This is a genomic window from Ottowia massiliensis (genome assembly GCF_900240305.1).
GTDB lineage: Bacteria > Pseudomonadota > Gammaproteobacteria > Burkholderiales > Burkholderiaceae_C > Ottowia > Ottowia massiliensis.
In genome coordinates this window covers 1,810,385-1,836,040 of sequence record NZ_LT964854.1, presented here as the reverse complement: position 1 = coordinate 1,836,040, position 25,656 = coordinate 1,810,385, and the positions used below count along the sequence as shown (strand labels likewise).

Sequence of the window (25,656 nt, the reverse complement as noted above, 5' to 3'; positions counted from 1 at the left end):
AAAAGCTACGTGGGCAAGCCCGTTGGCGATCTGGACAAGGAAGGCCCCGTCAATGCGCAAGAACTTGAAAGGGCGCTCCAGGTGGGCGCCCTTTTTGCCGGACATGGCATGGCAGCGAGCCTGAATGCTGTTTCTTGAGCGGCTGAAGGCCTTGCCAGCGGTGGAATTTGACCCGTCAAACCGTGTGGGCATTACTGATGCAACAGGCGTTGCAGAGGGCAGCAGTGAGTTTTTGGAACGGCGCGTCTGATTGATATTGCAAAGACTGCCATGCTCGGCTTACGATGGATTCCACTATTTAAACGCGTTACCACTTATGGAAAGGAGCGATGCAATGCAACTGGAACATTTGTCAATCGACGGGCGGCGCAAGCTGCCGTTTTGCATCTTTCATGCGCTGCTGGGGCGCTGGCTCCGGTGGACCTTGCTGGCCATGCTGGCGCTGGGCTGGCAGGCGGCGATGGCGACGCCANGTGGGCCGGCTGCTGTGGGACATAACGGATGGAAATAACGAACCCAACCAGCGTGCGCTATGCGAGCAATACTGCCAGGACGCCATCACAGTGCCTTTTGCCAGCGTTTCGGCCAGCGCCATTTACCCCGGCGGCGCGCGTGGCACGGCCCCTTTGAGCGGCATTTCAGACTTTCACAAGCATTTCTACAAAAGCTACGTGGGCAAGCCCGTTGGCGATCTGGACAAGGAAGGCCCCGTCAATGCGCAAGAACTTGAAAGGGCGCTCCAGGTGGGCGCCCTTTTTGCCGAGCATGGCATGGCGGCGAGCATCAGCAGAACCTATAGCCCGCATGCGTTCAAGGAGCTGGACAAGCCTGTAACACTGATATGGAAGCAGCTGAAAACGGGCACGATGCCGGGGCTGGACAAATTCGAGGTGCTGTTTTACGCGCAAAAGCTGGACCGGCTGCTGATGAAGCTGGACGCGGGCGTGTTAAATCCATTATCCGAGTCGCCCAATGTTTATCAATGGGAAATGCCGCAAGAAAAGGTGGCCGTGCTGCGCAGGGAGCTGGAAAAGCACGAAGGCCAAAAGGATGAATACAAAGTGGCCATTGTGGTGAAAGGCACGGCCACGGGGGCGCAGGCTGCGGCAGGCAAGGTGGAAACAGGGCCTTATTACGGCAATGCGGAAATATTCACGCTTAGCCCGGGCCTGCGCTATAGCGTGATTGCCGTGGACAGCTCTGGCAGCAATCAATGGACGGACCCGGGCAATTTGCGCATTCTGGCGGCCAATGGCATGGTGCAGGATATGGCGCAGGTCAATGAAAACGCCGCCTTGCTGGGCCTGCGGCCCCACATGGTGGCGGCGGTGGATTTTGACCGGCGAATCATGCGGCTGGCTGACTTCACGCTGGCGCAGGAGCTGGCGCCGAAGAATGTGTTCAATGCCATTGACTCCTGGGGCGGAACCAACATTGTGGGCGCCATTATTTACAGCGTGCAGATGCTCATTGAAAAACGCCCCGTGCCGCCGCAGCCGTTCAGTTATGACGAAAACACGCCGCGCATTTACTTGCTGAGCGATCTGGATGACGAGGGCGGATTCAATGGCGTGATATCGGCCATCAATCAGGCCACGGCCAGCAACATCATCATCAACCTGGGCCATTTGGTGCCGCTGAACGTGAAGGCGGCCGGCGCCGCAGCGGGCGATTTGCGCGGCGAGAGCCAGCGGCCGCAAAAGCTGGCGGAGCCGCTGGACCCGGTGATTGAGGCGCTGCTGGCTGGAGGAGGGTCTTACGCCGTGCTGGAAAACGCGCAGGCGCAGCAGGCCTGGCGGCGCCTGATGGCGCAGCTGAGCGCCACGCCGCCGTGGGCGCGCACGAGCGTCAATTTGCCGCTGGACGTGAGGCTGTATGGCTATGCCCGCGCGGGTGCGGCCGAGCCGGTTTATCTGTTCACAGCGCCTGCCAGCGGCAGAGTGCGCGTGGTGGTGGACGGCAAGGGGCATTTCGTGCCTGCGCTGACCGTTGATGGCACGGGAGCGCAGGTCAGCCTGGGGCAGGACCAATACGCGCTGGAGTTTGATGTGACGGCAGGGCAGACCTACCGCATCAACCTGAACGAGCCTGTTTCGGCGCAGGGGCTTTACAGCATTGTGCTGCGGCAAATCGTCACGCCGCCTGCACCGGCGGGCCAGGTCACGCCGGTGCCTGCCAGCCATCCGCTGGCGCTGGGCGCTCTGGGGGCACTGGTGCTGTGTGCGGCGCGCAGGCGGTTGCGCGGGCGGGCGTGTGGGCGGACGCGGTAAGTGGCGCGCGTGAATGAAACGGGGCGCAGGCCCCGTTTTTGCATGCGTAGATGGGCGGGGCGCCCGTGCGCAGTCCCGGGGCGGGCGGCTACTGGGCGCAACAAGCCGCTGCGCGCCGTGCGCCCGCCGGGATGCATAAGAAAAAGGAGCAAATCTGAAAGGGCTGAAACGGCTTTTGCGCTCATTCCACCGGGGTTTCATACTATGAATATAGGAGCAAAAATAGGCAGCCAGCTTTCAGCCTGCCGGGCACTTTCCGCGCCTGCTGCGCCCTTGCAGGCGCAGTGTGAGGCGGCCGTTGTACTGCTGGCGGCCGTCTTCGCGGCGGCCCGTGTGCAGGTTGCGAATGAAGCCGTCTTGCCGCATGAACTCGCCCGCAACGCCCAGATACGCGCGGCCCGGCTTCAGGGCGCGGCTGGCATCGGCGCGCAGCACGGCGCGCCGGCGGCTGCCGCCTTCAGCTGACAGCAGGGCATAGGGCGCATCGCCCGGCTGGCGCGTGACGACGCTGATCACCCCCGCCTGCGCGTTGCGCCCGTAAAGAGTGGACTGCGGGCCGCGCAGCACCTCCACGCTTTGCGCGCTCAGCAGGCTGTCGCCAAAACCCTGCCCGCGCAGCGTGGGCACGCCATCCACCAGCAGCGCCACGGCAGACGAAAAGCCGACGATGTTGGCCGTCATGTCGCGCATCACCGGTGGCGCTAGAGCCTGTTTACGGTCTAGTCGTGAGGTGCAAAAGTGCGGATCGGGATGGGCTGCAAGGCGCAAACCGCAGGCGGGCCTTGTGGCCCGGCGAGGATTTGCAACGCCGCAGACCGCCTGAGTCCGTGCTTTTGCGCCCACGGACAGACCGTGAACAGGCTCTGGGGCTGCTTTGCCCCACAGGCTGAAAAGTCAGACCGGGCGTCATCTGCGCCACGCCCTGCAAATCGCGCACGCCTTCGCTGGCCAGCTCCTCGCCCGCAAAAGCCGTTACGCCAGCGGCCACTGCGTCCAGAGGCTGGCTTTGCTTGTTCACCGTCACGGTCACAGCGGGCAGCGTCTTGCCAGCATCATGTGCGTCAGGTGAGCCGGGCGAACCGGATGAGTCCGGCAGCGCCTGCGCCGCCAGGCGCGCAGAAACGGCAAGGAGTGACAAGGCAAAACAGGCGAAACGCATAGAACAACCCAAGACAAGGCAATGCCCGCATTCTGGGAAATGTTCGCATTCATGAAAATATGCAAACCAGCCAGATTCACATGCAAAACCGACATGCCCCTGCCCACATGCCGCCTCACCCCAGCAGACGCACACGCCGAGCGGCGCGGCCCCTGGAGCCGCACCCGCCTGCCGCCCGCGCTGGGCGACTGCCACAGCGACAGTGTGAGCCTGGCCCCGGGCCTGACCCTGATTGCCACCCGCTACCGGCCCGAGCGCGACCTGGTGGAAGATGATGCAGCGCATTGAGCCGCAGCGCCAAGCCCTAATGCGGCAGCAATTGCAGGCACTCGCCAATATGCCCGACCTTTCCAAAGACGTGCGCGAGATTGTGGAGAAGATTTTGGGCTAGGGCGGTTTCAGGCAGCCTGCACCCGCCACCGCCCACCTAAAAGGATACTGCAATGAAAAAATCCGCATCTGCCTGCCTGCTGATGGCTTTGGCGTTTGCCGTGCAGGACGAGCTTTTTGTCCTTACGGCAGCGGCGGCGTTGTCGGGCTTGTTTGCCGCCGTTTCCCTGTCGCTGCTGCGCACCTTTTTCCGGCACGAATTTCGGGCACGGAAGCGGGTTGTCTGCTGCCAACTGGCAACGCTGGTTTGTATGGCGGTTTTTTTGGCGTGGTTGCCGCGCGAATATGCGGCGATAGACATTTCGGCAGCGCAAAGAATGGGGCAGCCCTGCCGCGAAAAAGGGTGTTATGAATCAGAATATTTTGAAATCAGGCATTATTTGACCAGACGATACCGGTTATCAAAAGACCACCGCTGCGTCCAAGTGATGAGCATGCACCTTTCATGGCCGAAATTCCATCGGCAGGAATGCGTACCGGAGAACGGATAAAGCCGATAGGCAAATTTATAGCGGATTAAAATAAAAATGCTACAAAGCGCGAGCCGCAGGGCATACAGACAATACGCCAACGCAGTCGCATTGCGCTTTTAATCCACTTAATAGGACAAAAGCCGCCGCTGCCTGCCGCGCCCGCTGCTGAGCCTGACCTTCGGGCTGCAAGGCCACTCGTCTTTTGAAGAGCGGCGCGGCCAGCAGCTTCGCTTTGACTGCGGCAGCGTCACCATCTCCAGCTTCATCGACGCCCAAGGCGAGCGCCGCTACAGCGGCAGCGCCGAGCAACACGTCGAGCAACTGCGCCTGCAACTGGATGAAGAGCTGCTCACCGCCTACTTGGGCGAGGCCGCTGCCCGCCAGCTTTTGCGCCATGCCAGCGGCGTGCGCCTGCTGGCCTGCCGCCCCGCCAGCGCCGCCGCCCTGGCCCATGCCCGCGCTCTGGCCTGGCAGGCCGCCCATCCGGCGCCAGACACGCCGGGCAGGCTGCTGGCCCTGCACGCTGGCGCGCTGGCCCTGTTGCACGAGCAACTGCGCCTGCTGCCCGCCAGCGGCCCCACGCCCCTGTCCGCCGCGCCCCCAGCCGAAAGCCCTCGCTTGCTGCGTCCGCAGGAGGCCGCCCGCATGGAGCAGGCCCGCCGCTGGCTGCTGGCGCACGCGCATGAAAGCGTTTCCATCCGCCGCCTGGCCGACGAGCTGCACATGAGCGAAAGCCGCCTGCGCCGCAGCTTCCGCCAAGCCTGGGGCGGCAGTCCGCAAGACTTTCACACCTGCGCGCGCATGGCGCTGGCCCTGCGCCACCTGCAAGCCGGCTGCCGCGTGACTGAAACCGCCTGGCGTGTGGGCTACGGCCAGCCCGGCAATTTCAGCCAGGCTTTCACTCGCCACTTTGGCTATCCGCCCAGCCAGGCGCGCTGCTTAAAAGATTGTGAACAGATTCTCAGGCCACGGCCCAGGCCAGCAGAATCAGCGCCACCATCAGCGTGAACAGGGCCAGCAGCGCGTTGCGCCACAGGGCGGGGGCGTGGCGCAGTTCCATGAATTCCAGAATCACCCCCAGCCCCTTGAGCCAGGCCAAGCCAAAGATGAGCCACACCACGGGCGTGTGAGCTGGCGTGTCCAGTTTGCCGCTGGCGTCCAGCCACCAGGTTGTGGCCGTGGCCGCCAGAAGCAGCAGCCACACGAGATCAATCAGGCGCAGTTTCATGGCAAGGCTCTTTCAGTGCATCACGTAAACCAGCGGAAACAGCACCAGCCACAGCAGATCGACCAAGTGCCAGAAGGCCGCCGCCGTTTCCAGCGCGTAGCCGCTGGGTGCGTTTTTCGGCTGCCGCGCCAGACCCGCCCCCACCAGCAGCAGTGCCAGCAGCCCTGCCAGCACGTGCAGCAGGTGAAAGCCGGTGAGGATGAAATAGAAGTCGAAAAACAGATTGGTGGACAGCCCGATGCCTTCGGCCGCCTTGTCAGCGTATTCATGCAGCTTGAAAACGACAAAGCCTGCGCCCAAGGCCCAGCCAGCCGCCAGCCATAGCAGCCCGGCGGTTTTGCCGCCCTCGCGCACGGTCAGCACGGCGCGCGCCACGCACCAGCTGGCCGTCAGCAGCAGCGCCGTGTTGATGGCTCCCGCGCTGACATTCAGCCGCTGTTGCGAAGCGTTGAACAGCTCCAGATGCGCCACGCGCGCGAAAGCGAAAGCGCCAAACAGCACGCAAAAGGTCAGCGCCTCCAGCAAGACGACGTACCAGACGAACTGATCGCCAGGCAAACGCCGCGCCTGCGCCGGGGCAGGGGAAAGTGCGGAAGAGATGGATTCAGTCATGGGCAGCGGCTGATGGTAGCCCGCGCGCCGCGCCGGAAGGCGCGCCCATGCCACGGTTAGGGCCATAGGCTGGCGGCGGGTTTTCTTCTGCTTGCTCCGTAATGCCCGGCTGGCAGGCGCTGGCGGGCGCAGTCATGAGCCAGCGTGCGCCCAGCGCCCCGGCATGCCAAGCCAGGCAGATGGGCTGGTCTGGCCGCGCCTGAATGTAGAGGCCGATGTCCACCGGCAGCCATTGACAGAGCGCGCCTTGCGCGCCGCCCGGTGAAAGCAGGGGAGCGGCCAGCACTTCATAGGCCACGCGGCGAACGCGGGCGCGGGCGCTGGATGGGTCTGGGAGCCCAGTGCCGCTTGGCACGCGCCAAGCGCGTTTCTGATACACGAGCGCCAGATGGCGCTGCACGGGCGAATCGTCCAGCCCCACGTTCACATCGCTGGCCATCACCGTCAGCCCCAGCGGCAGGAGCAAGGCAGCGGGCGCGATGTGACGCAAAGCCTGTCGCGGCGGAGCCAGCCAGGCCAGATACAGAAGCAGCAAAACCGAAAAGACTGCCGCTGTCGCCACGATGGGCAGGGGCAGCCCAAGTTGCAGCCGCAAAGGCGATAGCGGAAACGCCAGCTCGGGCAGCAGCGCGCAGAGCATGCCCATGCACAGCAAATCACCTGCCTGCGCGCCCTGCTGCGCCCAGAGACAGACGCTACGCCGGGCCGCTTGCCACCGGCACGCCAGCGGCCAGAAGCAGGAAGCCAGCGTCAGGCCCAGCGTGGCCCATACCCGCGCCGATGAAGGCTGAGGCCCCTGCGCCAGTTCAGCCATGCGCCAGACAGCCAGCGCCGCATGACCCGCCGCCAGCGCCGCACCGCAGGCCCACAGCGCCTTCGCGGCCAGCCGCTGGCGCTGGCGGCGGGCCGTGCGGAGGCCGGACGGACGTGAACGGAAAGCGGTCGACATGGGCAAACGGCGTGGGCAAGCGGTATGCAAGGCGGCGGCAGAAAAGAAACGCCGCAATGTTTAACTTAACGCAAACAAATATCTTTTTACATAGAATGCGAATGTTTCTTGAACATGTTTTTTTGAAAGGTGAATTTCATGTCCATTGGCATTCCGGCGCGGCTGAGCGCCATTTCCGTGGCGCTGCTGATGCTGCCCGCTGGCATGGCGCTGGCGCAGGGCGCAGCAAAAGGGGAACCCGTCAGGGTGGCGAAAGCATCCACGAAGGGTGCGCAGACGGCAGACGGCGAAGAAAGCGCCTCCGGCTACACGCTCGATACCGTGCAGGTCACGGCCAGCAGCGCCGCTGGCGGCGTCAAGGGCCGCCAGACGGTCGATAAAAACACCGTGGTGGACATGAAAGACGTGCTCTCGCAGCAGCCCGGCGTGCACGTCAGCGGCGGCAACGGCGCTTCGCAGATGTTCAGCATTCGCGGCCTGGGCGAAAACCACCTCACTTTCACCGTGGACAACGCCGGGCAAAGCTCGCAAGTCTTTCACCACCAGGGCCGCTTCATGTTCGACCCTGCGCTGCTCAAGAGCATTGAAGTGGAAAAAGGCGCGGGCGCGGCCAGCGCGGGCATCGGCGTGACAGCCGGCGCCATCCGCATGACCACCGTGGATGCGCCCGATTTGCTCGCCCCCGGCCAGAACTTCGGCGCGCGCGTGAGCGCCAGCGCGCAAAGCAACAAGGGCGCAGGCGCATCCCTGGCCGGCTATGGCCGCTTTGGCGAGCGCTTTGACGGCCTGCTCATGCTCAACGGCGTGAACCAGAAAGACTACAAAGACGGCGACGGCAAAAAGGTTGAGCACTCCGCCGTGGACCAGCGCTCGTACCTGCTCAAGCTGGGCTGGAATCTCGCGCCTGATCACCGCCTTTCCATCAGCCAGCGCCATGAAGGCCAAAGCGGCAACCGCACCTTGCGCCTGAACGTGGCCGGCCTGGCGGGCTGCCCGCTGTATGACGGCGACCTGAAATACGACACCACCAACCTCGAATACAAGGGCCGCAACCTGGGCTTTGCGCAAAAGGCCGACGCCAACATCTATCACACCAAGATGGATGACTCCAAGCGCGCGCTGGGGCCTTTGGGCGGCTGCCGCGCCACTTCGCCCTACAACCACTCCAACGTCAAGAGCACGGGCGCCAACGCGGGCTTTGTCACGGCCTGGCAAGACCACCGCATCAAATACGGCGTGAACGTGCGCCGCGAGGAAGTCAACAACCTGGTCAGCCACACTGGCGAGAAAAAAACCGACTGGGGCCTGTATGGCGAAGGCATCTGGGCCTTCGAGCCGTTCACCATCACCACCGGCCTGCGCTATGACCACTTCAGCCTGACCACGGCCCGGGGCAAGAGCGTCAGCAAAGGCCAGCTCAACCCCAGCATCAACGCCATTTGGGACATCAGCCCGCAATGGAGCCTGCATGCCGGCGTGGCGCAAGCCAGCCGCAGTCCGCGCCTGCAAGAGGCCATGCTCCTCAACCTCTCGCGCGGCGTGGCCGACGGCGTCAAGGCCGAGCGTGCCGTCAATGCCGAAATCGGCGCGCAGTGGCAAAGCGGCCCCTTCACCGCCTCGGGCGCGGTGTTCCGCCAGGTCACGCACGACTACCTGGGCAACAACGCCCGCAACGAGCAAGACAACGTGGGCAAGCTCATCAACCGGGGCTACGAGCTGGAAGCGGGCTGGCGCGACGGCCCCTGGCAGGCGCGCGCGGCCATGACGCACAGCAAGCCCCGTCTGGAAGGCAGCCTGGGCGGCATGTACTCCATGCTCAACTACACGCCCACAGGCCGCCAGTGGCATACGCAGCTGAGCTACCGCTTCGCCCAGCCGCGCCTTGAAATCGGCTGGCGCGGCCAGTTCACCGAAAGCCTCACCGTGCCCGTCGTCAACCGCGCGGGCGTGCAAACCGGCAGCCAAACGCTCAAATCAGTGGCGCTGCACAGCCTCTACGCCAACTGGCAGCCGCTGGGCCACGACCGCTTCAACGTGAACCTGAGCGTGCACAACGTGGCCAACCGCCTCTACCGCACCCAGCACAGCTCCATCCTGGAGCCGGGCCGCGACTGGCGCCTGAGCGTGAACTGGCGGTTCTAAACCTGCCCCGGCGCGCGGCCCTTCGGCCAAGCGCCGCACCTCATGCCAAGCGCAAAGCCGCCGCAGCGCGAAGCTCCGGCGGCTTTTTTCTGCACGCTTCAAGTCTGGGGCGGACCCGCAACCCAGCCCCGGAAGCCGGTTCACGGTCCGCCTGAAAGGAGGCGAAAAGACCATATCGAGGAGGGTACTCAATTTCGCTCCTGTATCAATAGCATGAGGTCCTAGTGGAAACTGCGCAGAATGTCATTTCAAGCCCCTTTAGTTCGCTCCTGTTTTTAATCCACCCCGACAGACGATCCTGCCTGGAAAGGCGCCTACCCCCCCGGTAACCACCCTAGCTAGGCAACCGTGCACCATGTCTGCCGTTTCAACTACCAATCACGAATGGGAGCAAAAACCATGCGAATCAGTCCGAGCAGTCCAAACTTTCACGCAGTCAGCGCGCGCCCGATGGACGCCGCCGCTTCATCCGCCCGCCAGGTCGATCACAGCCGTGGCTATCCCGTAGGCGACGGAACCTTTGCCAGCAGCGTCAGGGGCACGGCTCCGCAGCGCGAACGGGATTTGCAGTTGGCCATGATGTCCAACGATGCCTACAAATCCGACGCTCCAGGCGCAACAGGCACCCAGTCTGAACGCGAACTGGAGCAAGCCGGATGGCGGCGTTTGAGGCCCGAAGGCGATCACCTGGTGGATGCGCAAGGCAATCGCATCCCCATCTCTACCGCTGACCTGCATGACCCCACGACCGGATTTGACGCGGCCATTTATCAAAATGCACAAGGCCAATATGTGGTGGCCTATCGCGGCACTGACAACTGGAGTCCGGGCGCAGGCGGCGATCTCACCACCAATGCCGGGCAGGGCGCCGGCCTGAAAACCGAGCAATATCAGCAAGCGGTTGCCTTGGCCCAGAATGCCGAAAAAATATTCGGCAAAGGCAATGTGGTTTTCACGGGGCATTCGCTGGGAGGCGGCCTGGCTTCCGCCGCCATGCTGGCAACGGGCGCGCCCGGCGTTACTTTCAATGCGGCGGGTTTGAGCGACAACACCATTCGCGCCCTGCAAGGCAACCCCAATGAAGTTCGCGCGGCGATGGCAGACAACGGGCAAATTCGCCGCTATGTCGTCGATGGCGATTTGCTGACAACGGCGCAGCAAAAAAGCGAAGCTACAAAAGGCTGGCAGCAATTTGGAATTACCAGCATTCTGGGCGGCTCCTTGCCTGATGCGGTGGGGCATGAATTGCATGTGAAACCCTCCCAAACGACGGATAAATCGGGCCTTATGGGGCCAGTCAATCTGCACGGCGGCGGCCAGGACAACACGTCCTACGTGGAAGCCCTGCGTGAAAACGCTGCATATGAAAAATCAAATCCGCTGCCTGTCCTGAATGCCTTGGAAAACCTTCCCGAGGCAACAGTCAATCTCTTGGCCTCTGCGGGCAAGAATGTGTTTGACTTGGGTTCTGAAGCTATTGGTGCATTGCACGAAACGCGCGGCGAGATGTCGGCAGTTGTCAAAAACGATCTGGCGAAAGGCCAGCTGATTGAAGGCAGCGTGCGTTTGACGGGGCAGGCCGCCGATGCCGCCCTGGACATCACCGGCAGCGCAGTCAGGCAAGGAGCCGACTTTGCCGGTGATGTCGTCATGGAAGGCTCCACCCTCGTTGGCAAGTTCATACGCAATACGGGCAAGCAAGTGGGCCTGGAATCAGGCTTCAACAAAGTGGCCTCTTTTGTTGAAACGGCTGGCCAAGGCGTCAACACGCTGATGGATAAAGCGGGCGACTTGGCAGGCCGTGGGCTGGACAAGCTGGGCGACGGCATTCAATGGGCCACTGGAAAATTGGGTGATGGCATTCAATTGGCCCGCGATGCGACTCTATGGGCCGCTGGCAAAGCCGTAGATGGAGCCAAATGGGCTGCTGGGAAAGCCGTTGATGGAGCCAAATGGGCGGCCGGAAAAGCCGTGGATGGAGCGCGATGGGCTGCCGGCAAAGTGGCAGACGGCGCAAATTGGGCGGCTGGCAAAGTGGCTGAAGGCGCAAAATGGCTTGCAGACAGCAAGCTCAACCCCGCAAACTGGTGGTAAGCAATCCGTTCAAAGAGAAAAGCCGGTTTTTTGATCACCTGTGTCATCATCAACGCCCGCCGGAAACGCCGGGCGTTTTTGTCTTTATCGGAGCGTTGACTCTCCATGGCCGCTTCAATGCTGACGTGACGGGGCACCCCTATGCCGCAAACCCCTTTCATCCATTTTTCCAGGCGTTTGCCAGCATTACTGGCATTGTTTTTTTCAATCATCCTGGCGACAGCCGCCTGTGGCCAGCAAGGAACTCAAATGAACTCTGAAAATTTCGGCTCTCCCAAGGCTGCGGCTCTTTATGCGGCGGCGGCCGGTGGCGATATGGCCCGCGCGCGTGAGCTGATTGCCGGTGGCGCCGATCCCGATAGCCTCAATGCACGCGAAATGTCTTTGCTGGGCGTGGCCATGAAAGAAGGCAACCGGACGGCCTTTGACAATTTGCTGGAGCTGGGCGCTTCCCCCAGCCATCTGGGGCAGGCGCGTGATACGCCCATGCATATGGCAGCCATACTGGAAGACAGTTACTGGCTCAAAACCATGCTCAAACGCGGCGCTTCCACCGAAGGGAAAAACAAATTGGGAGAAACGCCGCTGTTTGCTGCTTTAGGCCCCAATACCGAAGCCAATGTGCGCCTTTTGCTCGATGCGGGCGCGAATATTCATGTGCGCAATAACAATGATGAAACGCTGGTGCACAAGGCCGCTTCCATCAACAGTTATGGCGATGTGCTGCGGTTTCTTGAACTGGGCGTGGATCCGCGCGCCACAGATCGCTGGGGCTACACGTTCCAGTACGCGTTTTTCAACACGCCTGAAAACCTGCTGATGGCCAGCGCCAAGGCCCAGCGCGAGAAGGTGCGGGGCTGGTTGCGCGAGCGCGGCATCGCCGTGGAAGACCATGCCTCGCGTTAGCGGGGCCGGGGAAGGCTTGTGTTTGGTAGCTGCGTGAGGGCGCTGGAAGTCGCAGGGCTGCATCCACGACGCCAGCTCATCAGTGCGACGGCCTGAAGCGCGATAGCGATACGCATAGGCCCATTGCCCGTGCAAAGCCTGAATGAACCGCCCGGCCTTGCCATGAATTTTGAGCGTATAGGGCTTGGTGCGAAAGCGCCCGATCTTCAGGCCGCAGCAACTTGGTGAAGCGCTGTCACCGGATTTCCAAAAGCCATCCGTCTCAAAAGCAGCGCTCATGACACAGGGTTTGCAAGCGTTTCATCCACTTGGGCGGCCAGTTTCGGGCGAGATGCGGGCCGGGTCATGAACCGCCGCCATGTCATCAGCTGGGCTGCGTTTGCGTGCCTGCCGCCCGTGGCTGCACAGCCTGCCGCTTCCGCCGCGCCTGATCGCCGCGACTGGCTGGAAAACTTTGGCCCCGCGCGCCAGCCGTGGATCGACAAGCTGCGCAGCCTGCGCCAAGGGCGCGCCGAGGTTTTTCGCATTGTGCAAATTGGCGATTCGCATACGGCGGGCGACTTTTTCACGGGCGGGCTGCGCGCCGCGCTGCAAGAGCGGTGGGGCAACGCGGGGGCGGGCTGGGTCTGGCCCGTTGCCGTGGCGGGGCAGCGGGCCGCCGTCATGCAATGCGCCGCCAGCGGCTGGCGCGTGCTGACGGCGCGGCAGGAAGGCAGCGGCTTTCCTCTGGGCGGCGTGCTGGCGCGCTCGGAGCCTGGCGGGGGGCGTTTGCTGCTCACGCCCGCAGCAGGCTACGCAGGGCCGCAGCGCGTGACGGCGCTGGCGCGGCCCGCGCGCGCCAGCGGCCCGCTGCGGTTTGAGGATGCGCAGGGCCTGGCGCATGCCGAAGCGCCTGAAGCGCCGCATGGCCAGGGCTGGCGCGCTATGGCCTTTCGGGCTGAGCCGCCGCTGCGCATCACGGCCCAGGCGGGCGATGTGTGGGAACTCGGCCCCATGGGTTTTGAAAACGGCGGCGCGGGCGTCACCGTCTCGGCGCTGGGTTTGAACGGCGCGCAAATCACCCACACCGAACGCTGGCGGAGCGGCTGGCCGCAAGATTTGCTGGCCATGCGGGCTGATTTGCTCATCTTCGCCTTTGGCACGAATGAGGCTTTTGATCCGCGCCCCGACCCGGCCCGCGCTGAAGCCGCCTGGGCGCGGGTGCTGGACGCCGCCCGCCGCGCCCTCCCCCGCGCGGGTCTGCTCCTGCTGGGCGCGCCTGACGCGCTGCGCCCCGGCGCGCTCCAGACAGAGGCAGAGACAGAGGGCGACTGCGGCCGCCCCCTGTGGCTGGGCCTGGCGCAGCGCATGCAGCGCCGCCAGGCGCAGGCCGCCCAGGCCGCCTGGTGGCCCTGGCAAGACGCAATGGGCGGCCCCTGCACGGCGCGCCGCTGGCAGGCCGAGGGCCTGATGGCCCCCGACGGCGTGCATTTCACCCCCGCTGGCTACGCCCGCGCCGCCCGCCAGCTGGCTGACAGCCTGGCGCGTCTGGCGGGCTGAAGCCCGTTCATGGCCTGTAGGCGTGCAACAAGGCGCGAACAACGCGGCCGCGATGAGCCGGTTGCTGGGCGCGATACGCTATTTCAGCCGCTTGTTTAGCTACTCTATTCGTAGCATGGTGTCCTAGTGGATACTGCGCTAAACGGCATTTCCTACCCCCTTGATTTCGCTTCTGTTTTTGATGATGCCGCCTGACGGAATGGGACGGCCAGGAAGCGCCAGCCCATGCGCCAGCTGCGCCAGCAGCCCGCCTGCGAGCGCGGCGAAATCGCTTGGGGCATGTACGCGCGCAGAGATGGCGCGCGGCGCGTGCCGCGCCTTCGCGCATTGCGTGACAATCCGTGCTCTTGCTGCAACGGGCTGTGACATATTTCCGCTTTGGAACCCGTTTCCGGGCAGCTTGGCCTGCCCTGTTGCGCTTTTTCACTTCAACCGGAGACTTTGTTCATGTCCTTGCATTTCCGCGCCAAATTCCATGCCGTCGCCCTGGCGCTGGGCGCTGCCTGCGCGCTGCCCGCCCATGCGCAGACGGAAATCCAGTGGTGGCATTCCATGTCAGGCGCTTTGGGCGAGTGGGTCAATGACCTGGCCAAGGAGTTCAACGAAAGCCAGCAGGAATACCGCGTGACGCCCACCTACAAAGGGCAGTACGGCGAGTCGATGACGGCCGCCATTGCCGCCTTCCGCTCGGGCAACGCGCCGCACATTCTTCAGGTGTTTGAAGTGGGCACGGCCACCATGATGGCCAGCAAGGGCGCCATCAAGCCCGTGGCCGAGGTCATGAAAGAAGCGGGCCTGGCCTTCGACCCCAAAGCCTACGTGCCCGCCGTGGCCGGCTACTACACCGCGCCCAATGGGCAGATGCTGAGCTTTCCCTTCAACAGCTCCACCACCGTTTTCTTCTACAACAAGGACGCCTTCAAGGCCGCCGGGCTGGACGCTGACAAGCCGCCCAAAACCTGGCCCGAAGTGAAGGAGGCCGCGCAAAAGCTCAAGGCCGCCGGTCACAAGTGCCCCCTGACCACCAGCTGGGTGAGCTGGACGCAGCTGGAGAGCTTTTCGGCCTGGCACAACGTGCTCTTTGCCACGGAAAACAACGGCTTTGGCGGCACGGGCGCACGCATGGCCGTGGACTCGCCGGTGCATCTGCGCCACATTGAAAACCTGGCTGACATGGCCAAGGACGGCCTGCTGATCTACAAGGGCCGGGGCAATCTGGCCGACGCCACCTTCGTCTCGGGCGAATGCGCCATGACCACCGGCTCCTCGGGCCTATACGCCAACGTCAAGCGCAACGCCAAATTCGCCAGCGGCATCAGCACCCTGCCCTACTACCCCGACGTGCAAGGCGCGCCGCAGAACACCGTGATTGGCGGCGCCAGCCTGTGGGTGATGGGCGGCAAGAAGGCTGACGAATACAAGGGCGTGGGCAAGTTCTTCGCCTTCCTCGCGCAGCCTGAAGTGGCGGCCAGGAGCCACCAGCGCACGGGCTACCTGCCCGTGACCATCGCCGCCTATGAACTGACGGAGAAATCGGGCTTTTACAAGGAAAACCCCGGCACCGATGTGGCCGTGCAGCAGATGATTCGCCAGACCACCGACAAGTCGCGCGGCATCCGCCTGGGCAACTTCGTGCAGATTCGCACCATCGTCGATGAGGAGCTGGAAGGCGTGTGGAGCGGCAAGCAAAGCCCGAAGCAGGCGCTGGACGCCGTCGTCAAGCGCGGCAACGAGCAGCTGGAGCGCTTCCAGAAAGCACACAAGTGAGGGCCTGAAGCGCCCCGCGCGCCGCCCCGGCGAGAGTGAACGCGGGGCCGCCCTGAACGCAGGGCCGCCCGTTTTTCGCGTCTCTCCAGAGCGGCCCCGCCAGGATTGCGCCGCCTGCCGCTGTGCCTTCCGGGCCTTCTTTGCGCGGGCCGCGCGGCGGCCCCGTGCCACGCATGCCCCGCATAGAATGCGCGGTTTGGGCTGGCCGCCAGCCAGTTACACAGGCAACAAAAAAAACCTGCTTCATTTACATGGAAAAGCGCGTTGTTTTCCGCTCCACCTGGCTGCCCTGGCTGCTGGTTGCGCCGCAGCTGGCCATCGTCATCATTTTCTTTTTCTGGCCCGCCGGGCAGGCGCTTTTGCAAAGCGTGCAGCAGGAAGACGCTTTCGGCGCCAGCGTCGAATTCGTGGGCCTGGAAAACTTCCGCCACCTCTGGCAAGACGCCTCGTACCTGGCCTCTTTCAAAATCACCCTGCTGTTTTCAGCGCTCGTGGCGGCGCTGGGGCTGGCGCTCTCGCTCATGCTGGCCGTGATGGCCGACCGGGTGGTCAAGGGCGCGGCCATCTACAAAACTCTGCTCATCTGGCCTTACGCGGTGGCGCCCGCCGTGGCCGGGGTTTTGTGGCTCTTCATGTTCGCGCCGTCCATCGGCATGGTCAGCTATTGGCTGCGGGCCGCCGGGCTGGACTGGAATCACCTGATGAACAGCGGCCACGCCATGGCGCTGATCGTGATGGCGGCGGTGTGGAAACAGATTTCCTACAACTTCCTGTTTTTTCTGGCCGGCCTGCAATCCATTCCCAAATCCCTGATCGAGGCGGCGGCCATTGACGGCGCGGGGCCGTGGCGGCGTTTTTGGTCGGTGCAATTTCCGCTGCTTTCGCCCACCACTTTCTTTTTGCTGGTCATGAACGTGGTTTATGCCTTTTTCGACACTTTCGGCATTGTCGATGCCGCCACGCAAGGCGGGCCGGGCCAGGACACATCCATTCTGGTTTACAAGGTTTATCACGATGGCTTCAAGGCGCTCGATCTGGGCGGATCGGCGGCGCAATCGGTGGTATTGATGATCATGGTCGTGGCGCTGACCATTTTCCAGTTCCGCTTTATCGAAAAGCGCGTGCAATATCAATAAAACGTGGTGGCCGCCCACATGAACCGTCGCCAGACACCATCAAAAGAACTGAAAAAAGAAAATGGTTGAAAACCGTCCCGCCGCCACGCTGCTGTCGCACCTTGTGCTGGTGCTGGGCGTGCTCATCATCGCCCTGCCGGTCTATATCACCTTCGTGGCCTCCACCCAGACAGCAGAGGCCATCGTGCAAAACGTGCCCATGTCGCTCGCGCCGGGCGGCAACATGCTGGAAAGCTACCGCCTGGCGCTGTTTGGCGGCGTCAGCGGCTACGGCACAAAAATCGAGCCTGTCTGGCCCATGATGTGGGTGAGCCTGGTCAGCGCGCTGGTGATTGCCATTGGCAAAATCATCATTTCGCTGCTGTCGGCCTTTGCCATCGTCTATTTCCGCTTTCCGCTGCGCGGGCTGGTTTTCTGGGCGATTTTCATCACGCTCATGCTGCCGGTGGAAGTGCGCATATTGCCCACCTACAAGGTAGTTTCCGATCTGGGCCTGCTCAACAGTTATGCGGGCCTGACGGTGCCGCTGATCGCCTCGGCCACGGCCACATTCTTGTTTCGCCAGTTTTTTCTCACGGTGCCCGACGAATTAATTGAGGCCGCCCGCATTGACGGCGCAGGCCCCATGCGTTTTTTCAAGGACATTTTGCTGCCCCTTTCAAAAACCAGCATTGCCGCGCTGTTCGTCATTCAGTTCATTTACGGCTGGAATCAATATTTGTGGCCCCTGCTGGTCACCACCAGCAGCGACATGTATCCCGTGGTGATGGGCATCAAAAGCATGATTACCGGCGGCGATGCCTATACCGAATGGAATGCCGTCATGGCCACGGCCATGCTCGCCATGCTGCCGCCCGCGCTGGTGGTCATTCTGATGCAACGCTGGTTCGTCAAGGGGCTGGTGGATTCCGAAAAATGATTTGCGCTCCCGGCGCGCGAATGAATCAGCCATTGGCCCTCAATACCCACACCTCTGCCCCGAAGCAAAACAGAAAATGGCATCCATCGAATTCAAAAACGTCATCAAGCGCTATGGCGCAGGCCCCAAGGCCAATCAGGTGATTCATGGCGTGAATGCCGATATTGCCGATGGCGAATTCATCGTCATCGTCGGCCCTTCCGGCTGCGGCAAATCCACGCTGCTGCGCATGGTGGCGGGGCTGGAAGAAATCAGCGAGGGCACGATTTCAATTGGCGGGCGCGTCGTCAATCAACTGGAGCCGGCGCAGCGGGATATTGCGATGGTTTTTCAAAATTACGCGCTGTATCCGCACATGAGCGTTTTTGAAAACATGGCTTACGGCCTGAAAATTGCCAAGGTGCCCAAAGAGGAAATTCGCGCCCGCGTGGACAAGGCCGCCGCTATTTTGGAGCTGGGGCACTTGCTGGAGCGCACGCCGCGCCAGCTCTCGGGCGGGCAGCGCCAGCGCGTGGCCATGGGCCGCGCCATCGTGCGCCAGCCCAAGGTGTTTCTGTTTGACGAGCCGCTGTCGAACCTGGATGCCAAGCTGCGCGCGCAAACGCGGCTGGAAATCGAAAAACTGCACCGCGAGCTGGGCATCACCAGCCTGTTCGTCACCCATGACCAGGTGGAAGCCATGACGCTGGCGCAACGCATGATCGTGATGAACGCGGGCCGCATGGAGCAGTTCGGCACGCCCGAAGAGGTGTATCACCATCCGGCCAGCACCTTCGTGGCCAGCTTCATCGGATCGCCGCCCATGAATCTGCTCAAGAGTGCAGAGGGCATTCCGGAGGGCCGCATTCTCGGCATCCGCCCGGAGCACCTGCGCCTGCATCCCGATGGCTGGGAAATGAGGGTGGAAACCGTGGAAATGCTGGGCGCCGAGCGCCTGATCTATGGCCATCTGGGCGGCGAGTGGACGATTCTGCGCATGAATGAAACCGACGCGCCGCCCGCCGTGGGCGACGCCATCCGCCTGGCGCCGCTGGAAGACCGGCTGCACTGGTTTGATGCAGCCACGGGCAAGCGCGTGCAGGAGTGAGGGCGCTTTGGGCGGCTCTTTGCGAGCCGCTCCAGCTTCAGGCCCGAATTGCCCGCAAGTCCCCGTGGAATCAGCGCGGGGCGCTCTCTTTTTTGAAGCGACATCCTTTTGAGTTCTTCCATGTGGCCCTACCCTTTCTGGATTGCCCATCGCGGCGCAGGCAAGCTGGCGCCGGAAAACACCCTGGCCGCCTTCCGGCTGGGCGCGGCGCACGGCTGGCGCATGGCCGAGTGCGACGTGAAGCTGTCGCAAGACGGCGTGCCTTTCCTGATGCATGACGCCACGCTGGAGCGCACGACCAGCGGCCACGGCGCGGCAGGCGAGCGGCCCTGGGGCCAGCTGGCGCAGCTTGATGCCGGCGGCTGGCACTCGCGCCAGTACGCAGGCGAGCCGCTGCCCACGCTGGAAAACGTGGCGCGCTGGTGTCTGGCCAATGGCGTTTTGCTTGATCTGGAAATCAAGCCCACGCCGGGGCAGGACGAAATCACCGGCCAGACCGTGGCCGCCCGCGCTGCCGCCCTCTGGGCTGACGCGCCCGTGCCGCCGCTGCTCACGTCTTTCAGCGTGCCGGCCTTGCAGGCAGCCCAGCGCGCCGCGCCCCGCCTGCCGCGCGGCCTGCTGCTGGACACGCTGCCGCCCGGCTGGCAGGCCACCGCGCAGGCGCTGCAATGCGTGGCGCTGGTGTGCAATCACCAGCTCTGGACGCCCGCGCTGGTGGCCGAAGCCAAGGCGCTCGGCCTGCGCTGCCTGAGCTACACCGTCAATGACGAGGCTGAGGCCCGCCGCCTCATCAGCCTGGGCACGGATGGCATCGTGAGCGATGCCGTGGACCTGTTCTGCCCGGCGCGCGGCCAGGCGCTGGCAGATGCGCAACCCGGTGCGGCGCAAGGCGGCGCCTCTTTCTGATGGCGCTCCTTGTTCGATAGCATGAGGTCCCCGTATTCATTGCGGCAAACGGCTTTTGCGGTGCCTTGAATTCGCTCTTCTTTTTGATGCTTTGCGGCGGCGTAGCCCGCATCCAGCCGCCGCCCCCGGCCAGACCGTTTTTGATGCGCTTCAAGCCGGCCCCTGGCTGCCGGGACCAGCGCCACGTGAAAAAGGCCCGATTTCTATAATCCGCAGCCTTATGGCTGTCTGGGCTTTGGGACTGAACCACCACACCGCCCCGCTGGATTTGCGCGGGCGGTTTGCTTTTGCCGTGGACCGCCTGGCGCCCACGCTGGACGCGCTGCGCCAGTTCCACGCGCGCCAGCCCGAAGCCGCCATTCTCTCCACCTGCAACCGCACCGAGGTCTATTGCGCCAGCGACGCGCCGCAAATCGACCGCACCCTCTCCTGGCTGGCCAGCGCGGGCGACGTGCCCGCCGACGCCCTGCGCCAGCACGCCTACGTGCTGCAAGACGACCAGGCCGCGCGGCACGCCTTTCGCGTAGCCAGCGGGCTGGACAGCATGGTGCTGGGCGAAGCGCAAATTCTGGGCCAGATGAAAAACGCCGTGCGCGCCGCCGACAGCGCAGGCGCGCTGGGCGTCACGCTCAACCAGCTTTTCCAGCGCAGCTTTGCCGTCGCCAAGCAAGTGCGCAGCAGCACCGAAATCGGCGCGCACAGCATCAGCATGGCCGCCGCCGCCGTGCGCCTGGCCGGGCAGCTCTTTGAAGACCTGGCGCAAATCCGCGTGCTGTTCGTGGGCGCGGGCGAAATGATCGAGCTTTGCGCCACGCACTTTGCCGCGCACAGCCCCAAAAGCCTGGCCATTGCCAACCGCACGCTGGAGCGCGGCGAAAAACTGGCCGCGCGCTTTGGCGCCGAAGGGCTGCGCCTGGCCGAGCTGCCCGAGCGCCTGCATGAATTTGACGCCGTGGTCAGCTGCACCGCCAGCCAGCTGCCCATCATTGGCCTGGGCGCCGTGGAGCGGGCGCTGAAAAAACGCCGCCACCGCCCGCTGTTCATGGTCGATCTGGCCGTGCCGCGCGACATCGAGCCGGAAGTGCGGCAGCTCGATGACGTTTACCTCTACACCGTGGACGATTTGGCCCAGGTCGTGCAAACCGCCCACGCCAGCCGCCAGGCCGCCGTGGCGCAGGCCGAGGCCATCATTGACGCGGGCGTGCGCAGCTTCGTTCACTGGCTGGACCAGCGCAGCCCAACAAGCGGCGTGGTGCCCCTCATCCAGAAAATCAACGCGCAAGCCGACGCCTGGCGCGCCGCCGAACTGGCCCGCGCCCGCAAGCGGCTAGCCAAAGGCGAAGACATAGACGCCGTGCTCGAAGCCCTCTCGCGCGGGCTGACGCAAAAAATGCTGCACGGCGCCCTGGCCGAACTGCACAGCGCCAACGGCGAGCACCGCGACCAAACCAGCCACACCCTCTCGCGCATCTTTTTGCGCTCGCGGCAAGCCTGAGCCGCCCTTCACTCCGCAACGCCCGCCTTGGGCGTTTTCTGTTTTTCAAGCCATGACCAACGAAACACCTGCCACCGGCCCAACAAGCCAGACAAGCCAAACAGCGCAGACCGGCGGCAAAACCGCCGCGCGCCGCACCCATCCGCTGCTGGCCCAGCTGGCCCAGTGGCACCCCGGACTGTTCGGCCAAACGCCCCAGCCGCTCAAGCGCGGCATCTACGACGACCTGCTGGCGCTGCACGCCGCCGAACTGAAAGCCGAAGAGCTGGGGCAGGCGCTGGCCATCCACACCCGTTCCACCCGCTACCTCAGCGCCGTGGCGCAAGGGCTGCCGCGCCGCGACCTGCAAGGCCAGGCCGTGGAAGCGCCCGCGCCCGAACACATTTACCAGGCGCTGCTGGAAGTGTTCCGCCGCCGCCAGCAGCGCAGCGCCGAAGACCTGGGCCCCAAGCTGCGCCGCCGCATCGCGCAGGCGTGGCAGGCCAGCGGCCTCACGCGCGACGACTACGCGCAAGCCATGCACAGCAAGAAAAACGAACAGGCCAACGCCATGCTGCAAGCCGCGCTGGAAGAAGCCGCCGCGCAAATGGCCAAAGACGAAGCGCTGCTGCGCGCTTTTGAAGCCAGCGCCCAAAGCGAAACAGACTTTGCGCAGATGTATGGCCTGCACCCGCGCGAAGCCGCCCGCGCCCTGGCGCGCGCCCGCCAGCAGCGCAGCAGGGTGTGACGGAGTGCCGGAGCGGGCCTCGAATTCGCTCCTTGTTCAATAGCAAAACGTCCTAGTGGAACGGGCGCAAGCGCCAGTTTCATTGCCATCAATTCGCTCATTTTTTTGATGCCAATTTACCTGCAAACGAGCGGGGCAAACCACGCTCTCCAGCCCGCCCGGAAGGAGCGCCTATGTGAATACACCGGATGACGTGGCCCGCGCGGCAATTGCCCCTTCATTTCAGTCAGGAATGAGATATACTTGAGGAAATTACTCGGGAATGAGTCACCCACGATCTCTTCCCCCGCCTCTTCAAGGAAAACACCATGCGCCTGACCACCAAAGGACGCTTTGCCGTTACCGCCATGATTGATCTGGCGTTGCGCCAGGACACCGGCCCCGTCACGCTTGCCGCCATCAGCCAGCGCCAGGGCATTTCGCTCTCTTACCTGGAGCAGCTCTTTGGCAAGCTGCGCCGCAATTACCTGGTCGAGTCCACGCGCGGCCCCGGCGGCGGCTATTCGCTGGGACGCAAGGCGGTGGACATCACGGTGGCCGACATCATCACCTCCGTGGACGAACCCATCGACGCCACCCACTGCGGCGGCAAGGCCAACTGCGGCGCCAATGGCACGCAGTGCATGACGCACGATTTGTGGACGGCGCTGAACGCCCATGTGCTTGAATTTCTGGCTTCCGTCACCTTGCAAAAGCTGGTGGAAGACCAGCATGCCAACGGCATTGCCATTGATGACCGGCAGGCCGTCAAGCGGCCCATTTCCGCCATGCCGGTTGTCAAACCCATCCGCGTGACAGCACCCAATTCCGTCTTTGCACTGGGCGGAGCGGCCGCCAAATAGAGTGCGTCAATCAGCATCATTGGCAAAAGCCAAATCCATAACGCCCACAATGTCAGGCAAACCCGCGATCATCGAGACATTGATTTCCATTCCGAACGACAAGCCAGAAACACCATGAGCAACACCCCACAGAAAAACCCCATTTACCTTGACTACGGCGCCACCACGCCTTGCGACCCGCGCGTGGTGGACGCCATGGTGCCCTGGCTCTACGAACACTTTGGCAACGCCGCCAGCCGCAGCCACGCCTGGGGCTGGGAAGCCGAGGCCGCCATTGAAAAGGCGCGCGGCCATGTGGCCGACCTCATTGGCGCCGATCCGCGCGAAATCATCTGGACTTCCGGCGCCACCGAGTCCACCAACCTCGCCCTCAAAGGCGCGGCGCACTTCTACCAGAGCAAGGGCAAGCACCTCATCACCCTGAAAACCGAGCACAAGGCCACGCTGGACACCATGCGCGAGCTGGAGCGCCAGGGCTTTGAAGTGACCTACATGGACGTCAAACCCGACGGCCTGCTCGACCTGGAAGCCTTCAAGGCCGCCATCCGGCCCGACACCATCCTGGCCAGCATCCTGTTCGTGAACAACGAAATCGGCGTGATTCAGGACATCGCCGCCATTGGCGCCATCTGCCGCGAGCACGGCGTGCTGCTGCATGTGGATGCCGCGCAGGCCACGGGCCGCGTGGAAATCGACGTGAAAAAGCTCCCCATCGACCTGATGAGCCTGACCGCGCACAAAACCTATGGCCCCAAAGGCATCGGCGCGCTCTATGTGCGCCGCAAGCCCCGCGTGCGACTGGAAGCGCAAATGCACGGCGGCGGTCATGAGCGCGGCCTGCGCTCGGGCACGCTGCCCACGCACCAGATCGTGGGCATGGGCGAGGCCTACCGCATCGCCAAGGCTGAAATGCAAAAAGACAACGAGCACGCCGCGCGCCTGCAAAAACGCCTGCTGGACGGGCTGACCAGCATCGACGAATCTTTCGTCAATGGCAGCCTGGAGCACCGCGTGCCGCAGAACCTGAACATCAGCTTCAACTACGTGGAAGGCGAGTCGCTCATGATGGGCATCAAGGGCGTGGCCGTCTCCAGCGGCTCGGCCTGCACCTCCGCCACGCTGGAGCCCAGCTACGTGCTGCGCGCTCTGGGCCGCAGTGACGAGCTGGCGCACTCTTCGCTGCGCCTGACCGTCGGACGCTTCACCACCGAGGCCGAGGTGGACTACGCCATCGAGGCCATCCGTGAAAACGTGGCCAAGCTGCGCGAGCTTTCCCCGCTGTGGGAAATGCACAAGGAAGGCATTGATCTGCAAAGCGTGCAGTGGGCCGCGCACTGAGAACCTGTCCGGGGTTCTGAAAACGCCCGCTTTTTTCATCCCACATTTTTTTCAGGAGCCACAAACATGGCATACAGCGACAAGGTCATCGACCACTACGAAAACCCCCGCAACGTTGGCAGCTTCGACAAAGGCGACGCCAGCGTGGGCACCGGCATGGTGGGCGCGCCCGCCTGCGGCGACGTGATGAAGCTGCAAATCAAGGTCAATCCCGCCACCGGCGTGATTGAAGACGCGCGCTTCAAAACCTACGGTTGCGGCTCGGCCATCGCCTCCTCCTCGCTCGTGACCGAATGGGTCAAGGGCAAAACGCTGGACGAAGCCGCCGCGCTCAAAAACAGCCAGATCGCCGAAGAGCTTGCCCTGCCGCCCGTGAAGATTCACTGCTCCATCCTGGCTGAAGACGCCATCAAGGCCGCCGTGAACGACTATCGCCAAAAACAGGCTGCGGCAGCGCAGTAAGCCGCCCGGCAGCGGTTCGTTAAGCGGTTCGTTATTGACCGGCACCAAAAGGAAACACTCATGTCCATCACCATCACCGAAGCCGCCGCGCAGCACGTGGCGCGCTACCTCGCCCGGCGCGGCAAGGGCGTGGGCGTGCGCCTGGGCGTGAAAACCACGGGCTGCTCAGGCATGGCCTACAAGCTTGAATACGTGGATGAAATCGCCCCCGGCGACACCTTGTTCGAAGCCCACGGCATCAAGCTCATGATCGATCCGAAAAGCCTGGCCTACATGGACGGCACCGAGCTGGACTACGTGCGCGAAGGGCTGAACGAAGGCTTTCGCTTCAAGAACCCCAACGAACGCGACCGCTGCGGCTGCGGCGAAAGCTTCCGGGTGTGAAGAAGGCAAGGCGCGGCCTGCGCGCCCTGTTTGCGGCTTCCGGCTCCGGGGCCGGATACAAGGCCGGATTTCAGGGGCAAATCGGCCGTTTGTCCTAGTGGAATCAGCGCGGGCAGCTATCATTTTTGAGACATCCGGGCTGTGCGGGCGCCGCGCACCTGTTCTGTCTTCTGCTTTCCCGCTCGCTTCTCACGCCTCTTTCTTCTGGCAGCGGCCCGCATCCGGGCCGTTGTCCTTTGTCAAGCCTTGTTTGTCGAGCTTTTCATGGACCTGCAATCCACCGACTTTGAACTGTTTGGCCTGCCCGCGCGCTTTGAGCAAAACGCCGCCGCGCTGGAAGATCGCTGGAAAGAGTTGCAGCGGCAAGTTCACCCCGACCGCTTTGCCGCCCAGGGCGCAGCCGCCCAGCGCGTGGCGGCGCAGTGGTCAGCCCGCGTCAATGAGGCCTACCGCCGCCTGAAAGACCCGCACCGGCGCGCCGCCTACCTGTGCGAGCTGCACGGCGCGCCCATCCGCGCCGAAGACAACACGGCCATGCCGCCCGCCTTCTTGATGCTGCAAATGGAGCTGCGCGAGCAAATCGACGATGCCGGCAGCCTGGCCAGCCTGCAAAGCGTGGAACAGCAGGCCGCGCAGATGCGCCAGGGCATCCTGGCCGATCTGGCCCGCCAGATTGACCAGCAGCAGGACTGGCCCGCCGCCGTGCAGTCCGTGCGCGCGCTCATGTTCTTTGACCGCTTCAACCTTGATTTGGCCCGCAAGCGCGAAGCCCTCTCGGCCTGAACGCCCGCCCGCTTTTGCCGGCCCGTTCCCCATTTCTTCCATCCTCCT

Annotated in this window: 27 protein-coding genes; 22 read left to right on the top strand and 5 right to left on the bottom strand. The window is 63.5% G+C overall.

Translation table 11 applies throughout. From position 1 onward, the window contains the following. Positions 1 to 124 precede the first annotated feature (124 nt). Positions 125 to 250, top strand: coding sequence for a hypothetical protein (locus tag C1720_RS14430; protein WP_255397816.1), 126 nt, complete (start codon positions 125 to 127; stop codon positions 248 to 250). Between the two features lie 313 nt (positions 251 to 563). Next, positions 564 to 2,270, top strand: a complete 1,707-nt coding sequence (locus tag C1720_RS08200) for a vWA domain-containing protein (protein WP_102283805.1) — start codon at positions 564 to 566, stop codon at positions 2,268 to 2,270. A gap of 237 nt (positions 2,271 to 2,507) precedes the next feature. Here the strand turns inward: C1720_RS08200 and C1720_RS08195 are convergent, their stop codons facing one another. Both C1720_RS08195 and C1720_RS13000 read right to left on the bottom strand, forming a co-directional pair. Beyond that, complete coding sequence (locus C1720_RS08195) at positions 2,508 to 2,960, bottom strand: TonB-dependent receptor plug domain-containing protein (RefSeq protein WP_102283806.1); 453 nt, start codon at positions 2,958 to 2,960, stop codon at positions 2,508 to 2,510. Positions 2,961 to 2,982: 22 nt separating this feature from the next. Beyond that, positions 2,983 to 3,408: a hypothetical protein gene (locus tag C1720_RS13000; protein WP_146006915.1), complete on the bottom strand. Its 426-nt coding sequence runs from the start codon at positions 3,406 to 3,408 to the stop codon at positions 2,983 to 2,985. Positions 3,409 to 3,522: 114 nt separating this feature from the next. Between C1720_RS13000 and C1720_RS12995 the strand changes: the two genes are divergently transcribed. The 4 genes from C1720_RS12995 (at position 3,523) to C1720_RS08180 (ending at position 5,300) form a co-directional block, all read left to right on the top strand. Then, complete coding sequence (locus tag C1720_RS12995) at positions 3,523 to 3,717, top strand: hypothetical protein (RefSeq protein WP_146006916.1); 195 nt, start codon at positions 3,523 to 3,525, stop codon at positions 3,715 to 3,717. Further along, positions 3,701 to 3,820: an aminopeptidase N C-terminal domain-containing protein gene (locus C1720_RS14600; RefSeq protein WP_369406069.1), complete on the top strand. Its 120-nt coding sequence runs from the start codon at positions 3,701 to 3,703 to the stop codon at positions 3,818 to 3,820. The genes C1720_RS12995 and C1720_RS14600 overlap by 17 nt, the downstream gene beginning before the upstream one ends. A 52-nt stretch (positions 3,821 to 3,872) precedes the next feature. Then, positions 3,873 to 4,310, top strand: a complete 438-nt coding sequence (locus tag C1720_RS12990; RefSeq protein ID WP_146006917.1) for a hypothetical protein — start codon at positions 3,873 to 3,875, stop codon at positions 4,308 to 4,310. A gap of 132 nt (positions 4,311 to 4,442) precedes the next feature. Continuing rightward, a complete protein-coding gene (locus C1720_RS08180; protein WP_500797088.1) occupies positions 4,443 to 5,300 on the top strand; it encodes a helix-turn-helix transcriptional regulator in 858 nt (285 codons plus the stop codon). On the opposite strand, the gene C1720_RS08175 is transcribed toward C1720_RS08180, so the two are convergent. From C1720_RS08175 to C1720_RS08165, 3 genes are read right to left on the bottom strand one after another with little or no spacing between them, the layout of a single operon-like run. Then, positions 5,254 to 5,520, bottom strand: a complete 267-nt coding sequence (locus tag C1720_RS08175; protein WP_050714802.1) for a cytochrome C oxidase subunit IV family protein — start codon at positions 5,518 to 5,520, stop codon at positions 5,254 to 5,256. The two genes, C1720_RS08180 and C1720_RS08175, sit on opposite strands and share 47 nt — an antisense overlap. Positions 5,521 to 5,532: 12 nt before the next feature. Then, positions 5,533 to 6,132, bottom strand: a complete 600-nt coding sequence (locus tag C1720_RS08170; RefSeq protein WP_102284586.1) for a cytochrome c oxidase subunit 3 — start codon at positions 6,130 to 6,132, stop codon at positions 5,533 to 5,535. After that, positions 6,125 to 7,081: a hypothetical protein gene (locus C1720_RS08165; protein WP_102283861.1), complete on the bottom strand. Its 957-nt coding sequence runs from the start codon at positions 7,079 to 7,081 to the stop codon at positions 6,125 to 6,127. Before C1720_RS08165 ends, C1720_RS08170 begins: the two co-directional genes overlap by 8 nt. A gap of 138 nt (positions 7,082 to 7,219) precedes the next feature. Between C1720_RS08165 and C1720_RS08160 the strand changes: the two genes are divergently transcribed. The 16 genes from C1720_RS08160 to hscB all read left to right on the top strand — a co-directional run bounded on the left by C1720_RS08160 (position 7,220) and on the right by hscB (position 25,608). Continuing rightward, on the top strand, positions 7,220 to 9,223 hold the full coding sequence (locus C1720_RS08160) for a TonB-dependent receptor plug domain-containing protein (RefSeq protein ID WP_102283860.1): 2,004 nt from the start codon (positions 7,220 to 7,222) through the stop codon (positions 9,221 to 9,223). Between the two features lie 399 nt (positions 9,224 to 9,622). Next, positions 9,623 to 11,317, top strand: a complete 1,695-nt coding sequence (locus tag C1720_RS08155) for a Tle-like phospholipase domain-containing protein (protein WP_158241678.1) — start codon at positions 9,623 to 9,625, stop codon at positions 11,315 to 11,317. Positions 11,318 to 11,458: 141 nt separating this feature from the next. Beyond that, on the top strand, positions 11,459 to 12,223 hold the full coding sequence (locus tag C1720_RS08150) for an ankyrin repeat domain-containing protein (protein ID WP_102283858.1): 765 nt from the start codon (positions 11,459 to 11,461) through the stop codon (positions 12,221 to 12,223). Between the two features lie 345 nt (positions 12,224 to 12,568). Further along, positions 12,569 to 13,762: a GDSL-type esterase/lipase family protein gene (locus C1720_RS08145; RefSeq protein WP_102283857.1), complete on the top strand. Its 1,194-nt coding sequence runs from the start codon at positions 12,569 to 12,571 to the stop codon at positions 13,760 to 13,762. Between the two features lie 447 nt (positions 13,763 to 14,209). Continuing rightward, positions 14,210 to 15,529: a sn-glycerol-3-phosphate ABC transporter substrate-binding protein UgpB gene (ugpB, locus tag C1720_RS08140; protein ID WP_102283856.1), complete on the top strand. Its 1,320-nt coding sequence runs from the start codon at positions 14,210 to 14,212 to the stop codon at positions 15,527 to 15,529. A 251-nt stretch (positions 15,530 to 15,780) separates the two neighbouring features. Beyond that, positions 15,781 to 16,665: a sn-glycerol-3-phosphate ABC transporter permease UgpA gene (gene ugpA, locus C1720_RS08135; protein WP_050716379.1), complete on the top strand. Its 885-nt coding sequence runs from the start codon at positions 15,781 to 15,783 to the stop codon at positions 16,663 to 16,665. Between the two features lie 61 nt (positions 16,666 to 16,726). After that, positions 16,727 to 17,584, top strand: coding sequence for a sn-glycerol-3-phosphate ABC transporter permease UgpE (gene ugpE, locus C1720_RS08130; protein ID WP_102283855.1), 858 nt, complete (start codon positions 16,727 to 16,729; stop codon positions 17,582 to 17,584). A gap of 76 nt (positions 17,585 to 17,660) precedes the next feature. Then, positions 17,661 to 18,671: a sn-glycerol-3-phosphate import ATP-binding protein UgpC gene (locus tag C1720_RS08125; RefSeq protein ID WP_102284585.1), complete on the top strand. Its 1,011-nt coding sequence runs from the start codon at positions 17,661 to 17,663 to the stop codon at positions 18,669 to 18,671. Between the two features lie 120 nt (positions 18,672 to 18,791). Beyond that, positions 18,792 to 19,577 carry a glycerophosphodiester phosphodiesterase gene (gene ugpQ, locus C1720_RS08120; protein WP_102283854.1) on the top strand — a complete coding sequence of 262 codons (786 nt, stop codon included), beginning with the start codon at positions 18,792 to 18,794 and terminating at the stop codon, positions 19,575 to 19,577. A 220-nt stretch (positions 19,578 to 19,797) separates the two neighbouring features. Further along, a complete protein-coding gene (hemA, locus tag C1720_RS08115) occupies positions 19,798 to 21,072 on the top strand; it encodes a glutamyl-tRNA reductase (RefSeq protein WP_102283853.1) in 1,275 nt (424 codons plus the stop codon). A 52-nt stretch (positions 21,073 to 21,124) separates the two neighbouring features. Further along, entirely contained in the window at positions 21,125 to 21,799 is a 675-nt protein-coding gene (locus C1720_RS08110) for a ProQ/FINO family protein (RefSeq protein WP_102283852.1), read from the top strand. 308 nt (positions 21,800 to 22,107) lie between these two features. Beyond that, the gene (locus C1720_RS08105; RefSeq protein WP_050714815.1) at positions 22,108 to 22,641 is read left to right on the top strand and encodes a Fe-S cluster assembly transcription factor; all 534 of its coding nucleotides are present in this window, start codon (positions 22,108 to 22,110) and stop codon (positions 22,639 to 22,641) included. A 114-nt stretch (positions 22,642 to 22,755) separates the two neighbouring features. Then, on the top strand, positions 22,756 to 23,979 hold the full coding sequence (locus tag C1720_RS08100) for an IscS subfamily cysteine desulfurase (RefSeq protein WP_102283851.1): 1,224 nt from the start codon (positions 22,756 to 22,758) through the stop codon (positions 23,977 to 23,979). A 66-nt stretch (positions 23,980 to 24,045) separates the two neighbouring features. After that, positions 24,046 to 24,441 (top strand): Fe-S cluster assembly scaffold IscU, encoded by a 396-nt coding sequence (gene iscU / locus C1720_RS08095; protein WP_050714817.1) that lies wholly within the window; start codon positions 24,046 to 24,048, stop codon positions 24,439 to 24,441. 60 nt (positions 24,442 to 24,501) lie between these two features. Next, positions 24,502 to 24,825: an iron-sulfur cluster assembly protein IscA gene (iscA, locus tag C1720_RS08090; RefSeq protein WP_102283850.1), complete on the top strand. Its 324-nt coding sequence runs from the start codon at positions 24,502 to 24,504 to the stop codon at positions 24,823 to 24,825. A gap of 264 nt (positions 24,826 to 25,089) precedes the next feature. Continuing rightward, positions 25,090 to 25,608 (top strand): Fe-S protein assembly co-chaperone HscB, encoded by a 519-nt coding sequence (gene hscB, locus C1720_RS08085; RefSeq protein ID WP_102283849.1) that lies wholly within the window; start codon positions 25,090 to 25,092, stop codon positions 25,606 to 25,608. Positions 25,609 to 25,656: the final 48 nt, after the last annotated feature.